This window comes from Roseinatronobacter sp., from assembly GCF_051859525.1.
GTDB lineage: Bacteria > Pseudomonadota > Alphaproteobacteria > Rhodobacterales > Rhodobacteraceae > Roseinatronobacter.
Genome location: NZ_JBHYFM010000037.1, coordinates 1 through 17,675 on the forward strand (window position 1 = coordinate 1; position 17,675 = coordinate 17,675).

13 protein-coding genes are annotated in these 17,675 nt (G+C 60.5%); 2 read left to right on the plus strand and 11 right to left on the minus strand.

The window, feature by feature from the left end; translation table 11 throughout:
* From ACTIE1_RS16170 to ACTIE1_RS16220, 11 genes are all read right to left on the minus strand, one after another.
* Positions 1-404, minus strand: a 404-nt coding sequence (locus tag ACTIE1_RS16170) for a phosphate signaling complex PhoU family protein (RefSeq protein WP_439563489.1), incomplete at its 3' end; no start/stop codon positions are given.
* A 157-nt stretch (positions 405-561) separates the two neighbouring features.
* On the minus strand, positions 562-1,521 hold the full coding sequence (locus ACTIE1_RS16175) for a hypothetical protein (protein ID WP_439562148.1): 960 nt from the start codon (positions 1,519-1,521) through the stop codon (positions 562-564).
* A 171-nt stretch (positions 1,522-1,692) separates the two neighbouring features.
* The gene (locus tag ACTIE1_RS16180) at positions 1,693-2,655 is read right to left on the minus strand and encodes a response regulator (RefSeq protein WP_439562147.1); all 963 of its coding nucleotides are present in this window, start codon (positions 2,653-2,655) and stop codon (positions 1,693-1,695) included.
* Positions 2,645-4,033 (minus strand): sensor histidine kinase, encoded by a 1,389-nt coding sequence (locus ACTIE1_RS16185; RefSeq protein WP_439562146.1) that lies wholly within the window; start codon positions 4,031-4,033, stop codon positions 2,645-2,647. Before ACTIE1_RS16185 ends, ACTIE1_RS16180 begins: the two co-directional genes overlap by 11 nt.
* 5 nt (positions 4,034-4,038) lie before the next feature.
* Complete coding sequence (locus ACTIE1_RS16190) at positions 4,039-4,512, minus strand: molybdopterin-dependent oxidoreductase (RefSeq protein ID WP_439562145.1); 474 nt, start codon at positions 4,510-4,512, stop codon at positions 4,039-4,041.
* Between the two features lie 234 nt (positions 4,513-4,746).
* Positions 4,747-5,778, minus strand: coding sequence for an OmpA family protein (locus tag ACTIE1_RS16195; RefSeq protein WP_439562144.1), 1,032 nt, complete (start codon positions 5,776-5,778; stop codon positions 4,747-4,749).
* Between the two features lie 130 nt (positions 5,779-5,908).
* Positions 5,909-7,492: an FAD-dependent monooxygenase gene (locus tag ACTIE1_RS16200; protein WP_439563490.1), complete on the minus strand. Its 1,584-nt coding sequence runs from the start codon at positions 7,490-7,492 to the stop codon at positions 5,909-5,911.
* Positions 7,489-8,946, minus strand: coding sequence for an aldehyde dehydrogenase family protein (locus tag ACTIE1_RS16205; protein ID WP_439562142.1), 1,458 nt, complete (start codon positions 8,944-8,946; stop codon positions 7,489-7,491). Before ACTIE1_RS16205 ends, ACTIE1_RS16200 begins: the two co-directional genes overlap by 4 nt.
* Positions 8,943-9,770 (minus strand): IclR family transcriptional regulator, encoded by an 828-nt coding sequence (locus tag ACTIE1_RS16210; protein ID WP_439562141.1) that lies wholly within the window; start codon positions 9,768-9,770, stop codon positions 8,943-8,945. Before ACTIE1_RS16210 ends, ACTIE1_RS16205 begins: the two co-directional genes overlap by 4 nt.
* Positions 9,770-11,710 carry a TRAP transporter permease gene (locus ACTIE1_RS16215; protein WP_439562140.1) on the minus strand — a complete coding sequence of 647 codons (1,941 nt, stop codon included), beginning with the start codon at positions 11,708-11,710 and terminating at the stop codon, positions 9,770-9,772. The genes ACTIE1_RS16210 and ACTIE1_RS16215 overlap by 1 nt, the downstream gene beginning before the upstream one ends.
* A gap of 9 nt (positions 11,711-11,719) precedes the next feature.
* Positions 11,720-12,676, minus strand: coding sequence for a TAXI family TRAP transporter solute-binding subunit (locus ACTIE1_RS16220; RefSeq protein ID WP_439562139.1), 957 nt, complete (start codon positions 12,674-12,676; stop codon positions 11,720-11,722).
* Positions 12,677-13,232: 556 nt separating this feature from the next.
* Here ACTIE1_RS16220 and ACTIE1_RS16225 point away from each other — a divergent pair.
* Positions 13,233-14,399 carry an efflux RND transporter periplasmic adaptor subunit gene (locus ACTIE1_RS16225; RefSeq protein ID WP_439562138.1) on the plus strand — a complete coding sequence of 389 codons (1,167 nt, stop codon included), beginning with the start codon at positions 13,233-13,235 and terminating at the stop codon, positions 14,397-14,399.
* Positions 14,400-14,439: 40 nt separating this feature from the next.
* Positions 14,440-17,568, plus strand: a complete 3,129-nt coding sequence (locus ACTIE1_RS16230; RefSeq protein WP_439563491.1) for an efflux RND transporter permease subunit — start codon at positions 14,440-14,442, stop codon at positions 17,566-17,568.
* Positions 17,569-17,675: the final 107 nt, after the last annotated feature.

A 17,675-nucleotide genomic window follows, 5' to 3' on the forward strand; every position in this document is an offset into this window, starting at 1 on the left:
AGCATCTGGCCCACCAGCCGCGACTGCCGCCGCAACGCGCCCGCCGCACCGTCAATCACAGGCGCCGCAATCAGCACCGGCACGCGCTTGGCCATGTTCTTGGCGTAATCGCCCAGACGCTCCAGCTCGCCCGCCATCTTCATCACTGCCACGGCGGCGCGCAAATCATCGGCCTGCGGCTGGCGCAACGCCAGAAGCCGCACCACCTGCGCGTTGATCTCCTCCTCCGAGGCGTCAATCAGCTTGTCGCCCTGCACAACCTGCGCCGCCAGATCCTCGTCCCGCCCTTCCAGCGCCCGCGACGCGTTCAGGATCGCATCCTCGACCTGACCACCCATCGTCAGAACATTCAGGCGGATCGCGTCCAGATCACGGTCAAAAGACGAAAGCGTATGCGGTTTCATGCCAAAGGTCCTTCTGCTTCACTCGCTGCTTACCCCCCCAATGTGACAGTTGCATGACACAGAAGATACAACAGCAATACAAAGGGCGCGCGCATGTCATCAATACCCCCGATTGCCCGCAATGCAATGGGGGGACCCGTTGACCACGCCGGATATTTCAGGGCGTTTGTGCCTGTCCCTTGGGCATGGCGCGGGATTTAAGCTGCTTGAATTTGGCGGACATCCCGTCAAGTTTGGCGTCCCATTCAGGGTTGGGAACCTGCCCTTCGATCGTGCGGAAATAGGCTTGCAACAGGCAGGCCACCGCCAGTGGTTCCAGCACGGCCTGTTTGACCGACCATGCCAGAATGAAGGCAATCACGATGCCCATGGCCGACATGCCGCCAGGATAAAGGTTGCTGATCAAAGCCGCAGGCGCCAGCATGATGAAAAACAGCACCGCCATCAGCCCGTAAACAAACAGCGTGATCCACGCCGCATTCTTCAGCATGGGTTTGTAGTTTTGCGCATACAGCACCAGCGCCGCCCGCGCCGAGGCATAGGGGTCTGTTGCCCGCGTGCGCATGCCATAGGCCAGAATCACCTCATCAATGAAGCCCACAGCCACGCGCAGGAAGGCGCGCAAAATGGTGATCAGCTGGCGCACGCCCGGAATAGGCAGCAAGGTGAAAACCCCGCGGATCAGTCCGGTGATGGCGCGCAAAACGCCCTTGATCAGCTGGTCGATGACAAACAGCACGCTGGCCTCGCCGAAGCGTTCGCGCACCATGGCTTGCGCATGGCCGATCTGGCTGCGCCCTTCGGGCATGGGGCGGTTGTCGATCAGTTCCACCATGACCGCAATATGGCCTGCCTTGACCATATACAGGATGTATTCACGCAGCCAGTACATGACGATCAGCACGATCCCGAAACCGGTCAGCCCGCCGAAAAACGTGGCCGAGGCGCGAAACCCCTCATCGCCCAGTGCACCAATTCCCCAGCCGATACCCGCGCCAGTGCCGGTGACCAGCACATAGGCCAATGCGGCCCCGAAATAGACCGCCATGCGCAACAACACGAAAGGAAGTGTCTGCACCATCAGACCGATCCCGCGACGAAATGAAAAATCCCACATTGCAAATTGCCTTTCTGCCGGTTGGCGCTTCGGGGCGGGCAGGCGATGCGCTTGCGCTTGCCTGACCACCTGCACAATAGCGCCCGCAGCCAGGCACGGCCCCGTCCAAACAGGTGGGCTGGCCAGGGCAGCCAGGGCAGCCTGCACCGGATTCCAGTCGCGCAGCGCGCCCTAATCCCTGTTATGCACCGGAAGCGACAGCAGCAGCGCCACAAGATCAGCCTGCCGGTGGGTGCCCGTCTTGCCGAACGTGTTGCGCAGGTGAAAGGCGACTGTGGTGGGGGCTATGTCCATTTCGCGCGCAATCTCGTCAGGGCGGCACCCGAAGGCCAGATAGCGTGCGACACGCGCTTCTGTCGGGGTCAGGGCGAACATGGCTTCCAATGTATGCGCGGATAATGGCGCGCGCGTGGCCGGATCGGTCAGAAAGACAACCACCATGGCCGATGTGCCCAATTCCGGATCACTGGGGCAGGCATGCACCTGTGCCATCCGCGCCAATGCGTCATCCAGCAGCAGCGCCAGACTGTCCTCGACGCCATTGCGCGCACCCGCCCCCATGCGCCTGACAGGATCGGCCAGCGCGTCAAGAATGGCCTGCCCATCGCAGGCGGCCATCAGGCATTTTGCGGCAGGATTTTTGGTCAGTAGAACAGCATCCGGTGTAAAGACCAGAACCCCGAATGCCAGCGTGTTGAACAGATGCAGGCCAATTCCCGCCGTCCGCGCAATTCCGGCGCGCGCCTGCGCACTCTGACGAAGGCGTGCCTCTATGGTGGACAGCAGCAATTCATAATCGATGGGTTTGGTCAGGTAGTCATCGGCGCCCGCGCGTTTGCCACGGATCACGGCATCAGTCATCGACAACGCCGACAGGAACACAAGCGGCACATGCGCAAGGGCGGGATAATCCCTGCGAAACCGCGCCAGAACGCCATATCCGTCCACACCCGGCATCATTATGTCGCATAGCAGCAGGTCTGGGGTGCAGGTTTCAAGCCGCGCCAGAAGTTCCGCGCCATTGCGCGCCTCGATCACACGGTAGCCTGCGCCCTGCAACTCGTCCGATATATCGCGCAGCAGCTGCGGTTCATCTTCGCAACACAAAATTAACGGCGGTTCGTCAACTTGCATATTCCCCCCTTTTCTTCATGGCTGGCAGCCACAGGGTGAACACCGACCCTTTGCCTGGCCATGTCTCGAAACTGATGCGCCCGCCTTGCAGTTGCGCAAGCTCATGCGCCAGCGCCAGCCCCAACCCTGTTCCCTGTCCTGATACCTGCCCCGTTACCTGTCCCGTCTGGAGTGTGTCCCCATCCGCGCCGCGAAAATACCTGTTGAACAGATAGGGCTGGTCTTGCGCCGCGATCCCCTGCCCCTGATCCGTGACCGCGCAGGCCACGTCGTTTCCCTGCGCGAAGACACGCAATTCAACGGCGCTTTCGGCTGGGCTGTATTTCAGGGCATTGGACAACAGGTTGTCGATGATATGCCCGACAAGGTGGCGATCCCCGCGCGCAACAATCGCGCCGTCCGAACATGACAGGCGCATCGTTCTGTGCGGGTGGCGTGACTGGGCCTCGTCCATTATGGATTGCACAATCTGGTCCATCGCAAGGGGCATGAACCGCGCCTTCAACTGGTCATTGTCCAGCTTGGCCAGCAACAGGACCGTATCCACCAAACGCGTCAAACGGCCCACCGCATCGCCGACAATCTTGCGGCGTTGGTCAACATCACTTGCGGCGACATTGTCCCCCATGCGCGCAAGACGGTGCATGGAACTGTCGATCAGGCTAAGGGGGGTGCGCATCTGGTGTGAAACGATGGCGGCGAAATCACGATACATCGCAGACACATCGCGTTCCTGTTCCAGAAGATTGGCCGCGCGCATATGTTCCAGCGCGGTCATGTGCAGGCGGCGCTGGTTGCGCAGCAGCACCCATGTGATTGCCAGCGCAGCCAGAAACGCACAGGACACGGCGATAATGATCAGCCGCTGCGTCGCACGATAGGCGTCCAGCCGCGCGGCCGATTTGTCCCAATCGCGGGTCATCACATCATTGGCGATGCGGTTGATCTGCGGATGCAAGTCCTGCCCCAAGGCGAACAGTGCTGCGTGCAAGTCCGGACTATGGCCCAACTCCAGCGGATCAAGCGACAGCAATGCCGCTGACATGTCCTGAACCGCCTGAAGATGTCCGATATCTTCCAGATAGCGCGCTTGCGGGCCTTCCATCAGCAGGTTCATCCGCGAAAGTGTCAGATCAAAGCGTTGCGAAATCTGTGCATCGTCACGGTCCGGCCGGCCCACTGCAAGCGTCAGGGCCAGCACCTCCATCTGGGTCTGGGTGACGACCCACAGCATATTCTGCGTTGCGGCAATACGCATGTCACGTTCCAGCGCGGATGATTTTGCCAGCGCGAACACCAAAGACCCCAGAAACACCAGCAAAACCGGCAGGAATGGCGCATATTGCGCCCACTGGTTTTGCGCGGTTCTGGCGTCCATATCCGTCATTCCACATGTAACGAGACAAGCTGCCAGACCCAGCGTGTGTCAAACCGGATATCTTGCAATTCGCGGTGGTTGTCGCGGGGGTAGACAATCCACACAGGCCCCTTGTCACGCGGGTTCAAGGGCGCGCCATCCATTGACAATGCACCCAGAACGTCAAAATCGTGGAAATCAGAAACGGGTATTTCCATGCGGTAATCATTCATCGCATAAGCGACAACCGTATCGCCTTGCGCCTGAACAGCGGCCAGCAAGTCGCGCATCAGGAAACCTGTGAATTCGGGCGTGCCATCTGTCACAGTGGTTGATGTCGTCAATTGGTGCTGCGGCAGCTCGCGCAATTCGTTCAGGGTCAGGGACGCCACTTCGCCGTCAATTGCGCCCGTAATTGTCAGGACCGGCATGTCGGCAAATGCCGGCCAGCTTGTCAGCAGGACCGCTGCGCATGCCCATAGTCGCGGCGCCTGTTTCATTCGTCACCTCCTGATATTGCACCGGAAATTATTCATCCGGTGCAAGGCAATCAGATTTGTTTGCAAAAGTATAGCAGGACCGCCCCCTTCGTTCAGAGGGGGGGAGACAAAATGCGCAAGCGCCGTCATGCATGACACGCGCTTGTGATCACGCGAAAAACCGGGGGCAGGTTGCGATGCGCCCTGCCCCCGACCGATGATCAAAATTTACGCGCAACCTGCGCAAATATAGGGCTATTCGATGATTTCGACCAACTCGACCCGCCGGTTCTGCGCGCGACCGGATTCGGTGCGATTGGTGGTTACCGGCGACATGGGACCGGCACCTGCGGCGCGCAGACGCCCCGCATCAATGCCGCCATGCCCGCCAAGCCATGCAACCACCGCCTGTGCGCGTTCTACCGACAGGCGCAGGTTATAGTCGAAACTGCCCACGCCGTCCGTATGCCCCACGACAAGCAGCTTCAACGCGGGACGTGTGCGCATCAATTCGGACACCGTTTCCAGCGCCTGCGCCGATTCCGGCAGAATTTCCGCGCGGTCAAATTCAAACAGAATGGCATTCACAATAACGCGCCCGTCCTGCAGCAGGCCGGTTTCCAGTTCCGTCGCATCCTGCTGCACCAATTCCACTGGTTGTTCTTCTTCGGGTTCAGGTTCGGGGGCCGCCTCAGGTTCGGGCGCAAACAGGTCCAGCAGTTCCATGTCTTCAATCTCGACAGCATTGATCATCATGCGGCGCGCGTTCTGGCGGCTGAAGAAGGATATGGCAAGAACGGTCTGTTCGTCCGGGCTGCGCGCAAGGATATAAGCGTTGCTGTCGCCCGCCGTGCTGGGGGTGCGCGACAGAAAGCCGCTTTCATGTGAAATAAAGCTGAACCCGTCGCGATTGCTAAGCTCTTCGCCGATGCCTGTGAAAATCACCTCGAAGTCGTTACTTTCAAAGTGCTGCAGGTAGCTGCGATACAGACGCAACAGCGACAGTTCCAGATCGCCAAGTGTGTATTCCACCTGCCGGTAGGCCCCCGCGACGGGCAAGGTGTCCTCAAACCCGCTGCGCCGGTCCCCTGCCGAAGCAGGAAATTCCAGTTCTACGAAATCGGTGAATTCATCGCGCGTAATATACCCGTCAGCAGGCAAGGGCACCATCGGGTGCGGGACGGCCCCTTCGATCGCGGTGCGCGCCTGCGCCATGGGCGTCTGCCCCGGAAACGGGACCACAGCAAGAACGCAGGCCAAGGTCACTGCAAGAAATTTATGTCGCATCCGGTCTATCCTTATGAATCTGCTGGCATGGGCACCCTATTGTGGCGGGGACCGACATGCCCCCTTCAAACGGACAGGGTCTGCGCGCACATGGACTGCCGAATAGGCGGAGGGGGGCGGTGGCAGCGGGCTATGCGCCCACTGCCACCGCCAGGGCATCTGCCCCGTCGCGCCCGTTGTCGCCCGCCCAGGCAACAAAATGGTCGGGGCGCACAAGGATCATGCGATGCGCCCAATCGCGGCGGTCCTCCGCCCAACTGTCCCGAATGACCTCCAGCGGCACGCCAGCCTTGTCGGCGGCGGCGCAAATCCTTGTCACTTCCGCATCTTCCATATCCAGCGCAATCAGCGTGAAATCACGCCCCAGTCGGGCAAAGACGCTGTGTCCGTCCGACAGCATGCGCGGCGGCAGGTGGTGGCCTGCACGCGCATCAAACACATGGCTGCCCTTCGCGCTGGGTTGCCCTGCCGGCCCGCCCACCACAATAGGAGAGCCTCGATAATTCGGTTCAAACGCGTTGACTTCCGGTGCCCCCTTGGCGCGCGCATTCCATGCCGCCCTGAATTCTTCCAGATTGCGGTCAGGGTTGTAGCGTTCCAGAAAGGCGCGGTCATCCTCGATGAAATTCTCGATGAAATCGCGCGCGGTTGATGCAAAAACCGGCCTGCGTTCCGCATCATAGCTGTCCAGCAACCGGTCCCCGCCCCACCCTGACAGCGCCGCATGCAGTTTCCACGCCAGATTGCGCGCATCCTCAAAACCGGTATTGATGCCATAGCCGCCATAGGGCGGGTGGCTATGGGCGGCATCACCTGCAATGAACGCATTGCCCGCACGATACTGGTCTGCGATCGCAATGCGCAGATCCCAAAACCCGATATAGTCGAATTCAACCGCGAATGCCTTGCCGACAGCACGGTGCAGATGGGCTGCGAAGTCATAGTTGTCGACAGTCGTTTCCTGTGGAACCGGTGCGTGGAAAAACCAGCTTTCCCCCAGATCAACCCGCCCGAAAAACTGCCAATACCCCTTCAGGTCGGGATGCAGCACATTATACAGCTGCTTGTCGGGAAAGACCGTCAGCAATTCATGCAATTCCCGCGACCGGAAAACCAGCAGCACCATTTTCATTGCATGGTCGCGCCTCGTCTCCGAAATTCCCGCCGCATCGCGCACCATTGACCGGCTGCCATCACAGCCCACAACATAGCGGGCGCGAAGGCATTGATCCGGCTGTTCGCCCTTATGATGCGTGATGACCAGTTCTGCGGTATCTGCGCCTTGTGTCAGTGCTTTGCCCGACCAGCCGTAAAACACGGTAATGCCGTCCAGTTGGGCAGCCCTTGCGCGCAGCACCGCTTCGGTGCGGTATTGGGGCAGGCGTTCGTTGTCGCGGTCATAATAGGGGCGCACCATTTCACGTTGCATGAAATCATAATGCCACCCCGACAACAGTGCGCCATAGGTATTCAGCCCGCCAATCCCGTAATCGCGGGGCACCAGTCGCGCGGCGCGCAATTCCTGTTCACACCCCCAGAAGTCAAAATGCTCCATCGTGCGCTGTGTCAGGTTCTGGCCTTTGGGCACAGGTTGCGGTTTCGCATAGCGTTCCACAACGGCAATCCGGTGCCCGCGTTGCGCAAGATCAATCGCCAGCGCCATGCCCACCGGCCCGCCACCGTTGATTACAACGTCAAAATTCTGTTCATTCATGTGTTCAAACCCTGCGGCAGGGTGCCTTGTTCAAGATAGATATGCTTGGTTTCCAGAAAGTCGTTCAGCCCCTCGACGCCGTGCAACCGCCCCAGACCGGATTGGCCATAGCCGCCGGTTTCCCCTTCGGCGAACAGGCGCGAATGGCAGTTCAGCCACACCGTGCCCGCCCGAATGGCCCGACTGACCCGCATGGCGCGGTCCAGATCGCGGGTATGCACCGATGCTGCAAGTCCATAGACAGTGGCATTGGCCATCTGCACGGCCTGTTCTTCGGTGCTGAACCCCTCGACCGAGACGATGGGGCCGAACAGTTCTTCCTGCACCAGCGGCGATTGCAGGTCATCGATCTGAAACAATGTCGGCGTCACAAATGCGCCTTTGGCCAGATCGCCGCCCGGCTGGGCACCGCGCAGCAGCATCTTGCCCTCGTCACCGGCCTGTTCGATCAGGCGCAATATCCGCGCCTCGCTGGTCTTGTCGATCAATGCGCCCATCTGGCTTGCAGTGTCCGAACCGGGGCCGGTTTTCACCGCCCCGAAGGCCGCGACCGCGCGCGCGGTAAAATCGTCCAGAATACTGTCATGAACAAGGAACCGCGTGGCCGCGACACAGATTTGCCCCGCCATCATCACTGCCGCGCGCGTCAGTTCGGCCACGCTGCGGTCAAGATCGGCATCCGCGAACACGACAGCAGGCGCCTTGCCGCCCAGTTCCAGCCCCACGCGTTTCAGGGTTGGCGCGGCCCCTGCCATGATATGGCGGCCCGTCGCGGATGATCCGGTAAAGCTGATGACATCAACAGCATCAGAAGCCACCAGCGCCTGCCCGACCTCCGCGCCGTTTTCATTGACCGAATTCACAACACCCGCAGGCAGGTCCGGACAATCAGCCAGACATTCCATCACACGCTGATGGATCAGCGGCGTCTGATGTGCGGGCTTGATGACGCAGGTGCACCCCGCCGCAAGCGCTGGCCCCAGTGACCGCACCAGCAGCGTGACAGGCGCATTCCACGGCACAATAATTGCGGCCACCCCTGCCGCTTCGCGATGCATGATCGAGAAACTGCCCGGTGTGGCCTCGAATGTGCGGCCAAGGATGGCACGCGCCAGCCCCCCGTAATACCGGATTTCCGAGATCGAGCCCATCATTTCGCCGCGGGCCTCGGACATCAGCTTGCCATTCTCCGCAACAATAAGCGCGGCAAGGTCGTCGATAGCGGCTTCCAGCCGGTCGGCAAACTGGAACAGGACATTGGCGCGCTGGCGCGGCGAAGTCTGCCAGTTGGTGCCGAAAAATGCCGCGCGCGCATGGGTTGCCGCATCATGTGCCAAGGCGGCACTGCCCGCGTGATACTGGCCCATGACGGCCCCGGTCGCCGGGTTGATACTGTCGCCAAGCGGCCCTTCTGCCACCCATTCCCCGTTGATATAGTGCTTTGCGATATTCATTTCGTTTTCCGTTCCTTGCTTGCCACGGGTTGCAGCGGCCCATCCTCGCCCGCCAGATCCGCATCACTCGCGCGGGTCCGTCCCAGTTTGTCGCTGATTTCATCCGCGCAATGCCGGATGCGGTTGCTGATCTGGTCCAGCTTGTCGCTGGCAATGACATTGCCCGCGATCGTCATGCACAGGCTGGCAATGGGTGTGCTGGCCGCGTCGAACACTGGCGCGGCAATGCCAACCACCCCCGGCGTCACCTCGCCATAGGCGATGGCATAGCCCTGTTTGCGGACCTGTTTCATGCTTTCGGCAATTTCCGGCGGGGTCGCACCCAGCCCGATACTGTGCAGGTCGGACAGGTTTTCTTCGATCATGGCCATCATCGTCTTGCGCGGCAAAAACGCCATGATTGACCGCGAAATCGCCCCGCGCGCCAGCGGCATGGGTCGCCCGCGCGGATAGCTGGACAGCGGGTCTGGCGTCGACACTTCGCTGTCGATGCACAACAGCCGCCGCCCGTACCAGCGCACCAGCAACGCCGTTGCGGGCCATGTCGCGGTCAGGTCTTCCAGATAGGGCCTGCCATGATGCACCAACGGGTCGGATTTGCGCATCAGGTAATCCATTTCCACCACACGCGGCCCCAAGGTCAGGCCAGCCCCCGGCAGGGATGTCAGCAAGCCCGCCTCTTTCATCGTTTTCAGATAACGATACAGGGTCGGGCGCGCATAGCCGGTGGCCTTGATCAGCGCATCCGGCGTCCATTCCAGATGGTCCTCTGTGAACAGGTCCAGAATGGCAATCAGCTTCTCCAGACTGCTTTGACCAGACATTATGCTTCCTTCATCACGTTGCGGCGGGCGCGCGCGAAATTCCAGCCAATCAGCGCCAGCCCCCCGCAAACACCGGCAATGTCACTATAGATTGCGCCCGCGAACATGCCCGCAGGCACCAGCGCCATAGCCCCGAACATTGCAAAAGCCATGCGCAACGCCAATGACAGGCGGTCCGCCAGATATCCGGCCAATGCCGCCGATATCAACCAAACCCCGATCACCGCCGTCAGCGCCGCCAGCGCGATATGTGTGCCCTCGCCGATCATCAGCAGGCTGGGCGAGAATACGAACAGCACCGGAATAACATAGGCCAGCCAGCCAAAGCGCATGGCCGCGAACCCTGTGGCCATGGCAGGCGCGCGCGCAATACTGGCCGCCGCGAACGCAGCCATCGCAATGGGCGGCGTAATCATCGACATCATCCCGAAATACAGAACATACAGATGTGCCGCAATCGGTTCCACGCCCACCTGAATCAGCGCAGGCGCGACAAGCGCCGCCAGCAACACATACACGCCCAACGTGGGCAACCCCATGCCCAGCACAATACACACCAGCGCCGACAGGCCCAGCAACGCAAACATATTGCCCGCGCCAATCTGCACCAGCGCATAAGTCAGGTTGAAACTAAGCCCTGTGACATTCAGCACCCCGATCACCAGACCGGATGCCGCCGAAATCAGGATGATTTCGATGACCGCCGCGCCGGTTGTGTGCAGTGACGCGAAAATCGTGCCCAGCGCAGGGCGTTTCCTGCGATAGCCGAACACAAGCGCCGAGATGACCACCGACAGCGCCGCCAGCATCGCGGCCTTCTCGGGCGACCAGTTGAAGACGAACAGCATTGTAATCAGCAATCCGAAGGCAAACAGGAAATGCACCCCTGACGCCACATCGCGCGGGGCGGGAATTTCGGATTTGGGCACCGGCGCGATATTCAGTTTTGCGGCTTCCAGATCGGCCTGAATGAACAATGCAACGTAATACAAAAGCGCCGGTATCAACGCGGCCATCACGATCATCGTGTAGGGAACGGCCAGAAATTCCGCCATCAAAAACGCCGCCGCGCCCATGACAGGCGGCATCAACTGTCCGCCCGTGGACGCAACCGCCTCAATCGCGCCCGCCTTGTGGGCGGGGTAGCCGTCGCGCTTGATCATGGGAATGGTAATGACGCCCGTTCCCGCCACATTCGCCACCGCAGACCCTGATATCGACCCGAACAGGCCAGAGGCCAGCACCGCGATCTTCATCGCGCCCCCCCGAAACCGGCCCATCACCAGAAGCGCGGCATCTGTGAAAAACTGCGACCCGCCGGTCGTTTCCAGCAAGCGGCCAAACAGAATGAACGCCACCACAACGGTCGCCGCAACAGCCATCGGAATGCCCAGAATGCCGTTCGAGTCCAGCGCCATATATCCGCCCAGAACCTCGATTGACTGCTGCCGCCCGGCCAGACGCCCCGGCACCATATTGGCAAACAGGGCATAGGCCAGAAATGTCGATATGATGATGACCAGCGCCCATCCCGTTGCACGGCGCAGCGCCTCCAGCAGCAGCACAATGACAACCACACCCGGAATCCAGATTTCCGGCCTGCGAAAGAAGATGAAATTGACCATATCAGGGTAATTTACCACGACATAGGCGACCACCCCCATGGAAGCCACGGCCGCGCCCACGTCCCACCATGGCACATATTCCCGCGCGAACCCGCGCCGCATGGGCAGCGCCAGATAGGCGACCGGCATGGCCAGCCCCAGAATGACCGCCATCAACTGCTGCGGATAATAGGCAATGCCCAACATACGCGGCACACCCAGCGCCCACGCCACGGCAACAAGCGTCAGGCATGCAGCAAGGGTATTCGCGGCAGGCCGCCAAATGGCGGGGGAAAGACCGCGCAAGGCGGTCTTTCCGTCAGGGTTGTGCAACATCAGGTGTCCTTAATCCTGCCACAGGCCCGCTTCGCGGAAATACCGGATTGCACCGGGGTGGTATTCGCTGACGCCAATATCACCGACCATGTGTTCCTGCGGATCAAATGCGCCGAATGGCGGGAATGTCGCGCGCAAGGTTTCCGTGCCTTCCGCAATGGCCTTGACCATTTCGTACACCACATCATCGGGCGCATTCGCATGTGTGAACACCAGCTGCGGATAGGCGAAATACCAGCCATCCTCGGTCACGCCGGGCATGGAGCCCGCTTCAAGAAAATGGAAGAAGGCCACCGGCCAGTGTTCACGCGCCACGGCAAGGTTTTCGTCAGTGGGTTCCACCGTCAGCGCGCGCAAGCCGCCCACTGCGGCGTCCGCTTCGCGCACCTTGCCCGCACCATGCGCGAAGATGAAGCCCGCCGCCTCGCCTGCGATGAAGGCATCGGCACCGGCCACGACCGACGGCACATTCACTGCCACCATATCAGCGCGGCTCATGCCTTCGGTGGCGTAAATCGCATCCAGTTGCGGCAGGATGGTCTGCTGCGCGGTATAGCCGTCCACCATCGGCAGGCCACGCAGATCCGCATGTGTCATAATGTCGGAATCCGCGCGCACGAAAATCGCCTCGACCAAGGGCATGATCAGGGTTGCAACGCGCAAATCGGGGTTGGCATTGCCTGAAAACCATTCTTGCCCTTCAAGCGCGTAATTCACCTCCTGCAAGTTGGCGACACCGAATTCTATCCCGCCCGAGGCAACAAGCGGGATGAACTGGTTGGGGCTTGTTGCGGGCTGGATGGTCGCGTTCAACCCCGCCTCGTTCGCGGCATTGGCAACGGCGGTCCCGATATTGTGGAAAATCGAGCCGGGGTTCGATGTCGCGATCCCGACCATTTGCGCCTGCGCCACACCGACCGCACCGAAGGTCAGTGTCGCCGCAAGCCCTGCGACGTAATATTTCATATCTCTCTCCCTGCAAGCGCGGCGTGGAACGCTGCGCAACCTCCAGAAATCTCTCATATTGAGACTTCGAGGGCATATGAACTCTGCACCGCGGCTCATATCAAGGAAAATTTGCGTTCCATATATAAGTTTTCAGCACGCTATTGCGGCAAAAAGCACGCTGATGCCGAATTTCTTGACTGTATCTGCGCTGTATGTCGTTGCATTCAGCCTAAATGATAAGAAACTGCATGACAGTTGCATAAAAACAGAAATCTCCGCATTCTCGTATTAAGAGATAATCTGGACATTCATTCACCCAAGTTACGGACCTTGCAGGCTGCAAGACGCCTCTAGCATCAGGAAAACGGTGATATTTGCATCAAAACGCCCGAATTGCCGCCCGCTGTCCTGAATATCAGCCCATAACCAAACTGTGTTGCGCGCGCAGGTTCCTTTTCTTGGCAAGCAATCAACTTAACTTGTATACAGCACCAATAATGCAAAACGGGGTAGATCAGTGCGAACATGGATCACCGGGGCAGCGATTTGCCTTCTGCTGACAGGTTTCGGACTCGTGGGTTGGGCTGTATTCCTGCCATCTTCCCACCCTGTTTTGGACCGTGTCGGCCTGCTTGCGCCCATGCGCGCGGCGGGTTTGCCAATTCCTGATGCAAACGGGGACAATGCCGCGCGCGGGCCGCAATTTCAGGGCGGCGCAACCCGCGTTATCGCGCAAGAGGTTGTGACCGCAAGCGCGGGTGGTCGACTGGTGGCAATCGGCACGGCGCAGGCCTTGCGCAGCGTGACGCTAAGTTCCGAGGTCGCAGGCACACTGGAAGAGGTTACCGTGTCATCTGGCGAATGGGTGGAACAGGGCACCGTAATCGCGCAACTAAATTCCGATGTTCAGCAACTTGCGCTTGCGCGCGCTGAACTGGGGCTGCGCGACACCGAGGCCCGCGCCGCGCGCGTGGCCCAGCTGCGCGACAGCGGATCGGCCACACAGGTGCAAATCGACGATGCCGAACTTGCCCTAAGCCGTGCCCAGCTTGACCTGCGCGATGCCCAACTGGAACTAAGCCGCCGCCGGATCACTGCGCCTGTCTCCGGCTGGATCGGGCTAATCTCGCTTGAAGCGGGCAATCAGGTGACACCCAACACCGAATTGGTGCGGCTGGATGATCGCAGCCAGTTGCTGGTCAATTTCGATGTGCCCGAACGCTTCGTCGGACTGGTGAATGTTGGCGATGAACTGGACGCAAATCCGTTGTCACGCCCCAATGAGGTGCTGAACGGGCGCGTTCGCGCCATTGACGCGCGTGTGGATCAGGGCAACCGGACCCTGCGCATTCAGGGCGAAATTGACAATGACGGCGACCGCCTGCGGCCTGGCATGGCGTTCCGCATTACAATGCCCCTGCCCGGCGAATATCATCCGGTTGTCGACCCGCTTGCCATTCAATGGGACAGGGGCGGTGCGTTTGTCTGGGCGCTGGACAGTGAAAACCGCGTAAGCCGCAAAGGTATCGACATCATCCAGCGCCGCGACGATGCCGTTCTGGTGCGCGCCGATCTGGATGACGGGGATCGCATTGTGCTGGAAGGGGTGCAAAACCTGCGCCCCGGTGCAGAAGTCGACATTGCGGAAATGCGCGCGGCGCCTGCCACATCAACCGACACCGACATCGCGCAGACCCCGCTGCAAGACGCTGAACAGCCAGACAATCCCCCCGATATCTAGCAAGAGTGATCGAATGGACCGCATCCAGCCAGAAAGTCAGATGCCCAAACACAACGACGATGCCGAGATGCGCAAGGTTGCGCAATCGGGCATTGCCCTGTTTGTCAGGCGGCCCATTCTGGCGTTTGTCTTCAGCGCATTGATTGTTATTGCGGGGCTGGCGGGCCTGTTTGCCGTGGAAGTCCGCGAATTGCCGAATGTCGACCGGCCCGTGGTGACGGTCACAACCCAGTTCAGCGGCGCAGGGCCGGAAACCATTGACCGCGAAATCACCAGCCGCATTGAAGGGGGCGTGGGGCGCGTGGCGGGCGTTCAAAGCATCTCCTCCAGTTCGCGGTTCGGGCGGTCGCAGGTTGTCGCGGAATTCAGCGACTCCACCGACATTGACGTGGCCGCAACCGATATTCGTGACGCCATCGGGCGCATTCGCAATGCCCTGCCCGATGGCGTGGGTGAACCGCGCATCATCAAGGCCGATTCCGATTCCGATGCGGTCATGCGCATCAGCGTGACATCGCGCACACGCTCGGTTCAGGACCTGACGCGACTGGTCGAGGATCTGGTCGAGGACCGCCTGATTTCCGCCCCCGGTGTCGCGGATTTGCAGGTGTTTGGCGCGCGCGATGCCATTTTCCGCGTCGATATCGACATGCTGGAACTGGCCGCGCGGGGCCTGAACCTTGCCGATATCCGCACAGCGCTGCGCAATGTCTCCTTTGACGTGCCTGCGGGGTCATTGTCGAACGAACGCCAGAGCATTCAGGTCCGCACCACCGCCAATGTCCAAACCCCCGAAGCGTTTGAAGCGCTGGTGCTACGCAATGACGTGCGGTTGGGTCAGGTTGCATCCGTTACGCTGGGGCCTGCACCGGGCGAGACGATCCTGCGCGCCAATGGCGAAACCGGTATCGGCATGGGCATCATCCGTCAGGCCCAAAGCAATACGCTGGATATTTCGCGCAATGTCACCGCGATTGTCGAGGAATTACAGGGCATCCTGCCCGATGATGTGCGCATTTTCGTCACCTCGGATGAGGCCACATTCGTGGGGGGGGCGATTACCGAAGTGGTCAAGACACTGACCATTGCCCTGCTGATTGTTGTGGCGACAATCTATGTGTTCCTGCGCGATGCGCGCGCGACGCTGATACCGGCTGTCACCTTGCCGATTGCCTTGGTCGGCACTGTAGCGGCTGTCTATCTGGTGGGCTTTTCCATCAACATCCTGACCCTGCTGGCGCTGGTTCTGGCCACCGGAATGGTCGTGGACGACGCGATTGTCGTGCTGGAAAATATTGTGCGCAGGCGGGCGCAGGGCATGGGCGCGCGTGCCGCCGCCGTGTTGGGCACAAGGCAGGTTTTCTTTGCGGTGGTGACCACAACAGCCACCCTTGCAGCCGTGTTCATCCCGCTGTCATTCCTGCCCGGACAGGCGGGCGGGTTGTTTCGGGAATTCGGCTTCACGCTGGCCATGGCGGTTTTGCTGTCATCTGTGGTCGCGCTGACGCTGTGTCCGGTGCTGGCCAGCCGTTTGTTGCGGTCGGCCGACACACCCGCTGCCCCCGGTCCGGTTGCCCGCTTTGGCGACTGGCTGGCACGGCGCTATCACGTCATCCTTGCGCGCGCGCTGGCCATGCCTGCGGTGGTCATATGCGCAGCCCTTGTGTTCGCCGCATCGGGCTGGTTTGCCGCGCAGTCCATTCCACAGGAACTGACCCCGCCGGAAGACCGTGGCGCAGCGCTGCTAAGTGTGACCGCGCCACAAGGTGTGTCGATTGAATATACCGACAGCAAGGTGCGAGAGATTGAGGCGACCATTGCCCCCTTGCGCGAATCCGGCGAGGTGACGAACCTGTTTTCCATTGTGGGCCTTGGCGGCGGCGACAACCGCGCGTTCATGGTTATGACGCTGGCCGACTGGGACCAGCGCGACCGCAGCCAGCAGGAAATCGTAGCCCAGATCAATGCGGGCCTGCGCGGCATTATCGGGGTGCGGGCCTTCGCAATCCAGCCCAATTCGCTGCGCATACGTGGCGCGGGGCAGGGCTTGCGCTTTGCCATACTTGGCAGCAATTACGACGATCTGGCGGATAATGCCCAAGCCCTTGTCGACCGAATGAATGACGATCCGCGCTTTGGTCAGGTCCGGCTGGATTTTGAAACCACGCAACCGCAACTGTCCATCGAAGTGGACCGCGAACGCGCATCCGATCTGGGCATCAATCTGGATGGTCTGGCCGAAGCGCTGCAAGCCATGCTGGATGGCAGCACCCTGGGCAGTGTGTTTATCGATGACCGCAGTTATGACATCCAGATGCTGTCCACCCGCACCCCTGTGCGTGATCCCGGCGATCTGGAGCAAAGTTTCGTGCGCTCTGACAGTGGCCAGATCCTGCCGATTTCCACATTCATCAGCCTGCAGGAACGCGCCACCGCCCCGCAACTGACCCGCGAAAGCCAGCAACGCGCCGTGCAGGTCACAGCCAGCCTTGCGCCCGGTTTCCCCCTTGGCGCGGCACTGGCCGAGGCCGAACGCCTTGCCGCCGAAATCCTGCCCCCCAATGAACGGCTTTTGCCGCTGTCCGAGGCGGCAACACTGGATGAAACCTCATCCGGGCTGTTGATAGTGTTCGGATTTGCGATACTGGTTGTGTTTCTGGTTCTGGCCGCGCAGTTCGAAAGTTTTGTGTCCGCAGTTGTGGTCATGGTCACAGTGCCGCTGGGTCTGGCCTGCGCGGCGTTTGCATTGCTGTTCACCGGCGTCAGTCTGAATATCTATTCGCAGATCGGGCTGGTGCTGTTGGTCGGGATCATGGCCAAGAACGGCATTCTGATTGTCGAATTTGCCAACCAGTTGCGCGATGAAGGGGCGGATGTGCATGATGCGATCTTGCGCGCCTCCACCATCCGGCTGCGGCCCGTGATGATGACCATGACATCCACAGTGCTGGGGGGCGTGCCCTTGGTGCTGTCAGCCGGCCCCGGCGCCGAGGCCCGCGAGGCCCTGGGCTGGGTCGTGGTGGGCGGGCTGGGGCTGGCCACGCTGGCCACGCTGTTCCTGACGCCAGTGGCCTATCTGTTGCTGGCGCGGTTCAGCAGCCCGCGCGCCGAAGGACAAAAGCATCTGGAACGCGAACTGGCGAAGGCCGCAGCCACAAAAGCAGTCTGAGCGCGCCTGCGACGGTCAGGCGCAGTTTTGTGGCCTGTTGCGGTCATTGGGTATTGCCACAAGGTGCGGAATCAAGGCCGCAGGTGGCCCACACCATCGGCGGGCCG

Coding starts and splice junctions, on each gene's coding strand:
- ACTIE1_RS16175 (WP_439562148.1), bottom strand. CDS start 1,521: ATGTGGGATTTTTCATTTCGTCGCGGGATCGGTCTGATGGTGCAGACA.
- ACTIE1_RS16180 (WP_439562147.1), bottom strand. CDS start 2,655: ATGCAAGTTGACGAACCGCCGTTAATTTTGTGTTGCGAAGATGAACCG.
- ACTIE1_RS16185 (WP_439562146.1), bottom strand. CDS start 4,033: ATGGACGCCAGAACCGCGCAAAACCAGTGGGCGCAATATGCGCCATTC.
- ACTIE1_RS16190 (WP_439562145.1), bottom strand. CDS start 4,512: ATGAAACAGGCGCCGCGACTATGGGCATGCGCAGCGGTCCTGCTGACA.
- ACTIE1_RS16195 (WP_439562144.1), bottom strand. CDS start 5,778: ATGCGACATAAATTTCTTGCAGTGACCTTGGCCTGCGTTCTTGCTGTG.
- ACTIE1_RS16200 (WP_439563490.1), bottom strand. CDS start 7,492: ATGAATGAACAGAATTTTGACGTTGTAATCAACGGTGGCGGGCCGGTG.
- ACTIE1_RS16205 (WP_439562142.1), bottom strand. CDS start 8,946: ATGAATATCGCAAAGCACTATATCAACGGGGAATGGGTGGCAGAAGGG.
- ACTIE1_RS16210 (WP_439562141.1), bottom strand. CDS start 9,770: ATGTCTGGTCAAAGCAGTCTGGAGAAGCTGATTGCCATTCTGGACCTG.
- ACTIE1_RS16215 (WP_439562140.1), bottom strand. CDS start 11,710: ATGTTGCACAACCCTGACGGAAAGACCGCCTTGCGCGGTCTTTCCCCC.
- ACTIE1_RS16220 (WP_439562139.1), bottom strand. CDS start 12,676: ATGAAATATTACGTCGCAGGGCTTGCGGCGACACTGACCTTCGGTGCG.
- ACTIE1_RS16230 (WP_439563491.1), top strand. CDS start 14,440: ATGCCCAAACACAACGACGATGCCGAGATGCGCAAGGTTGCGCAATCG.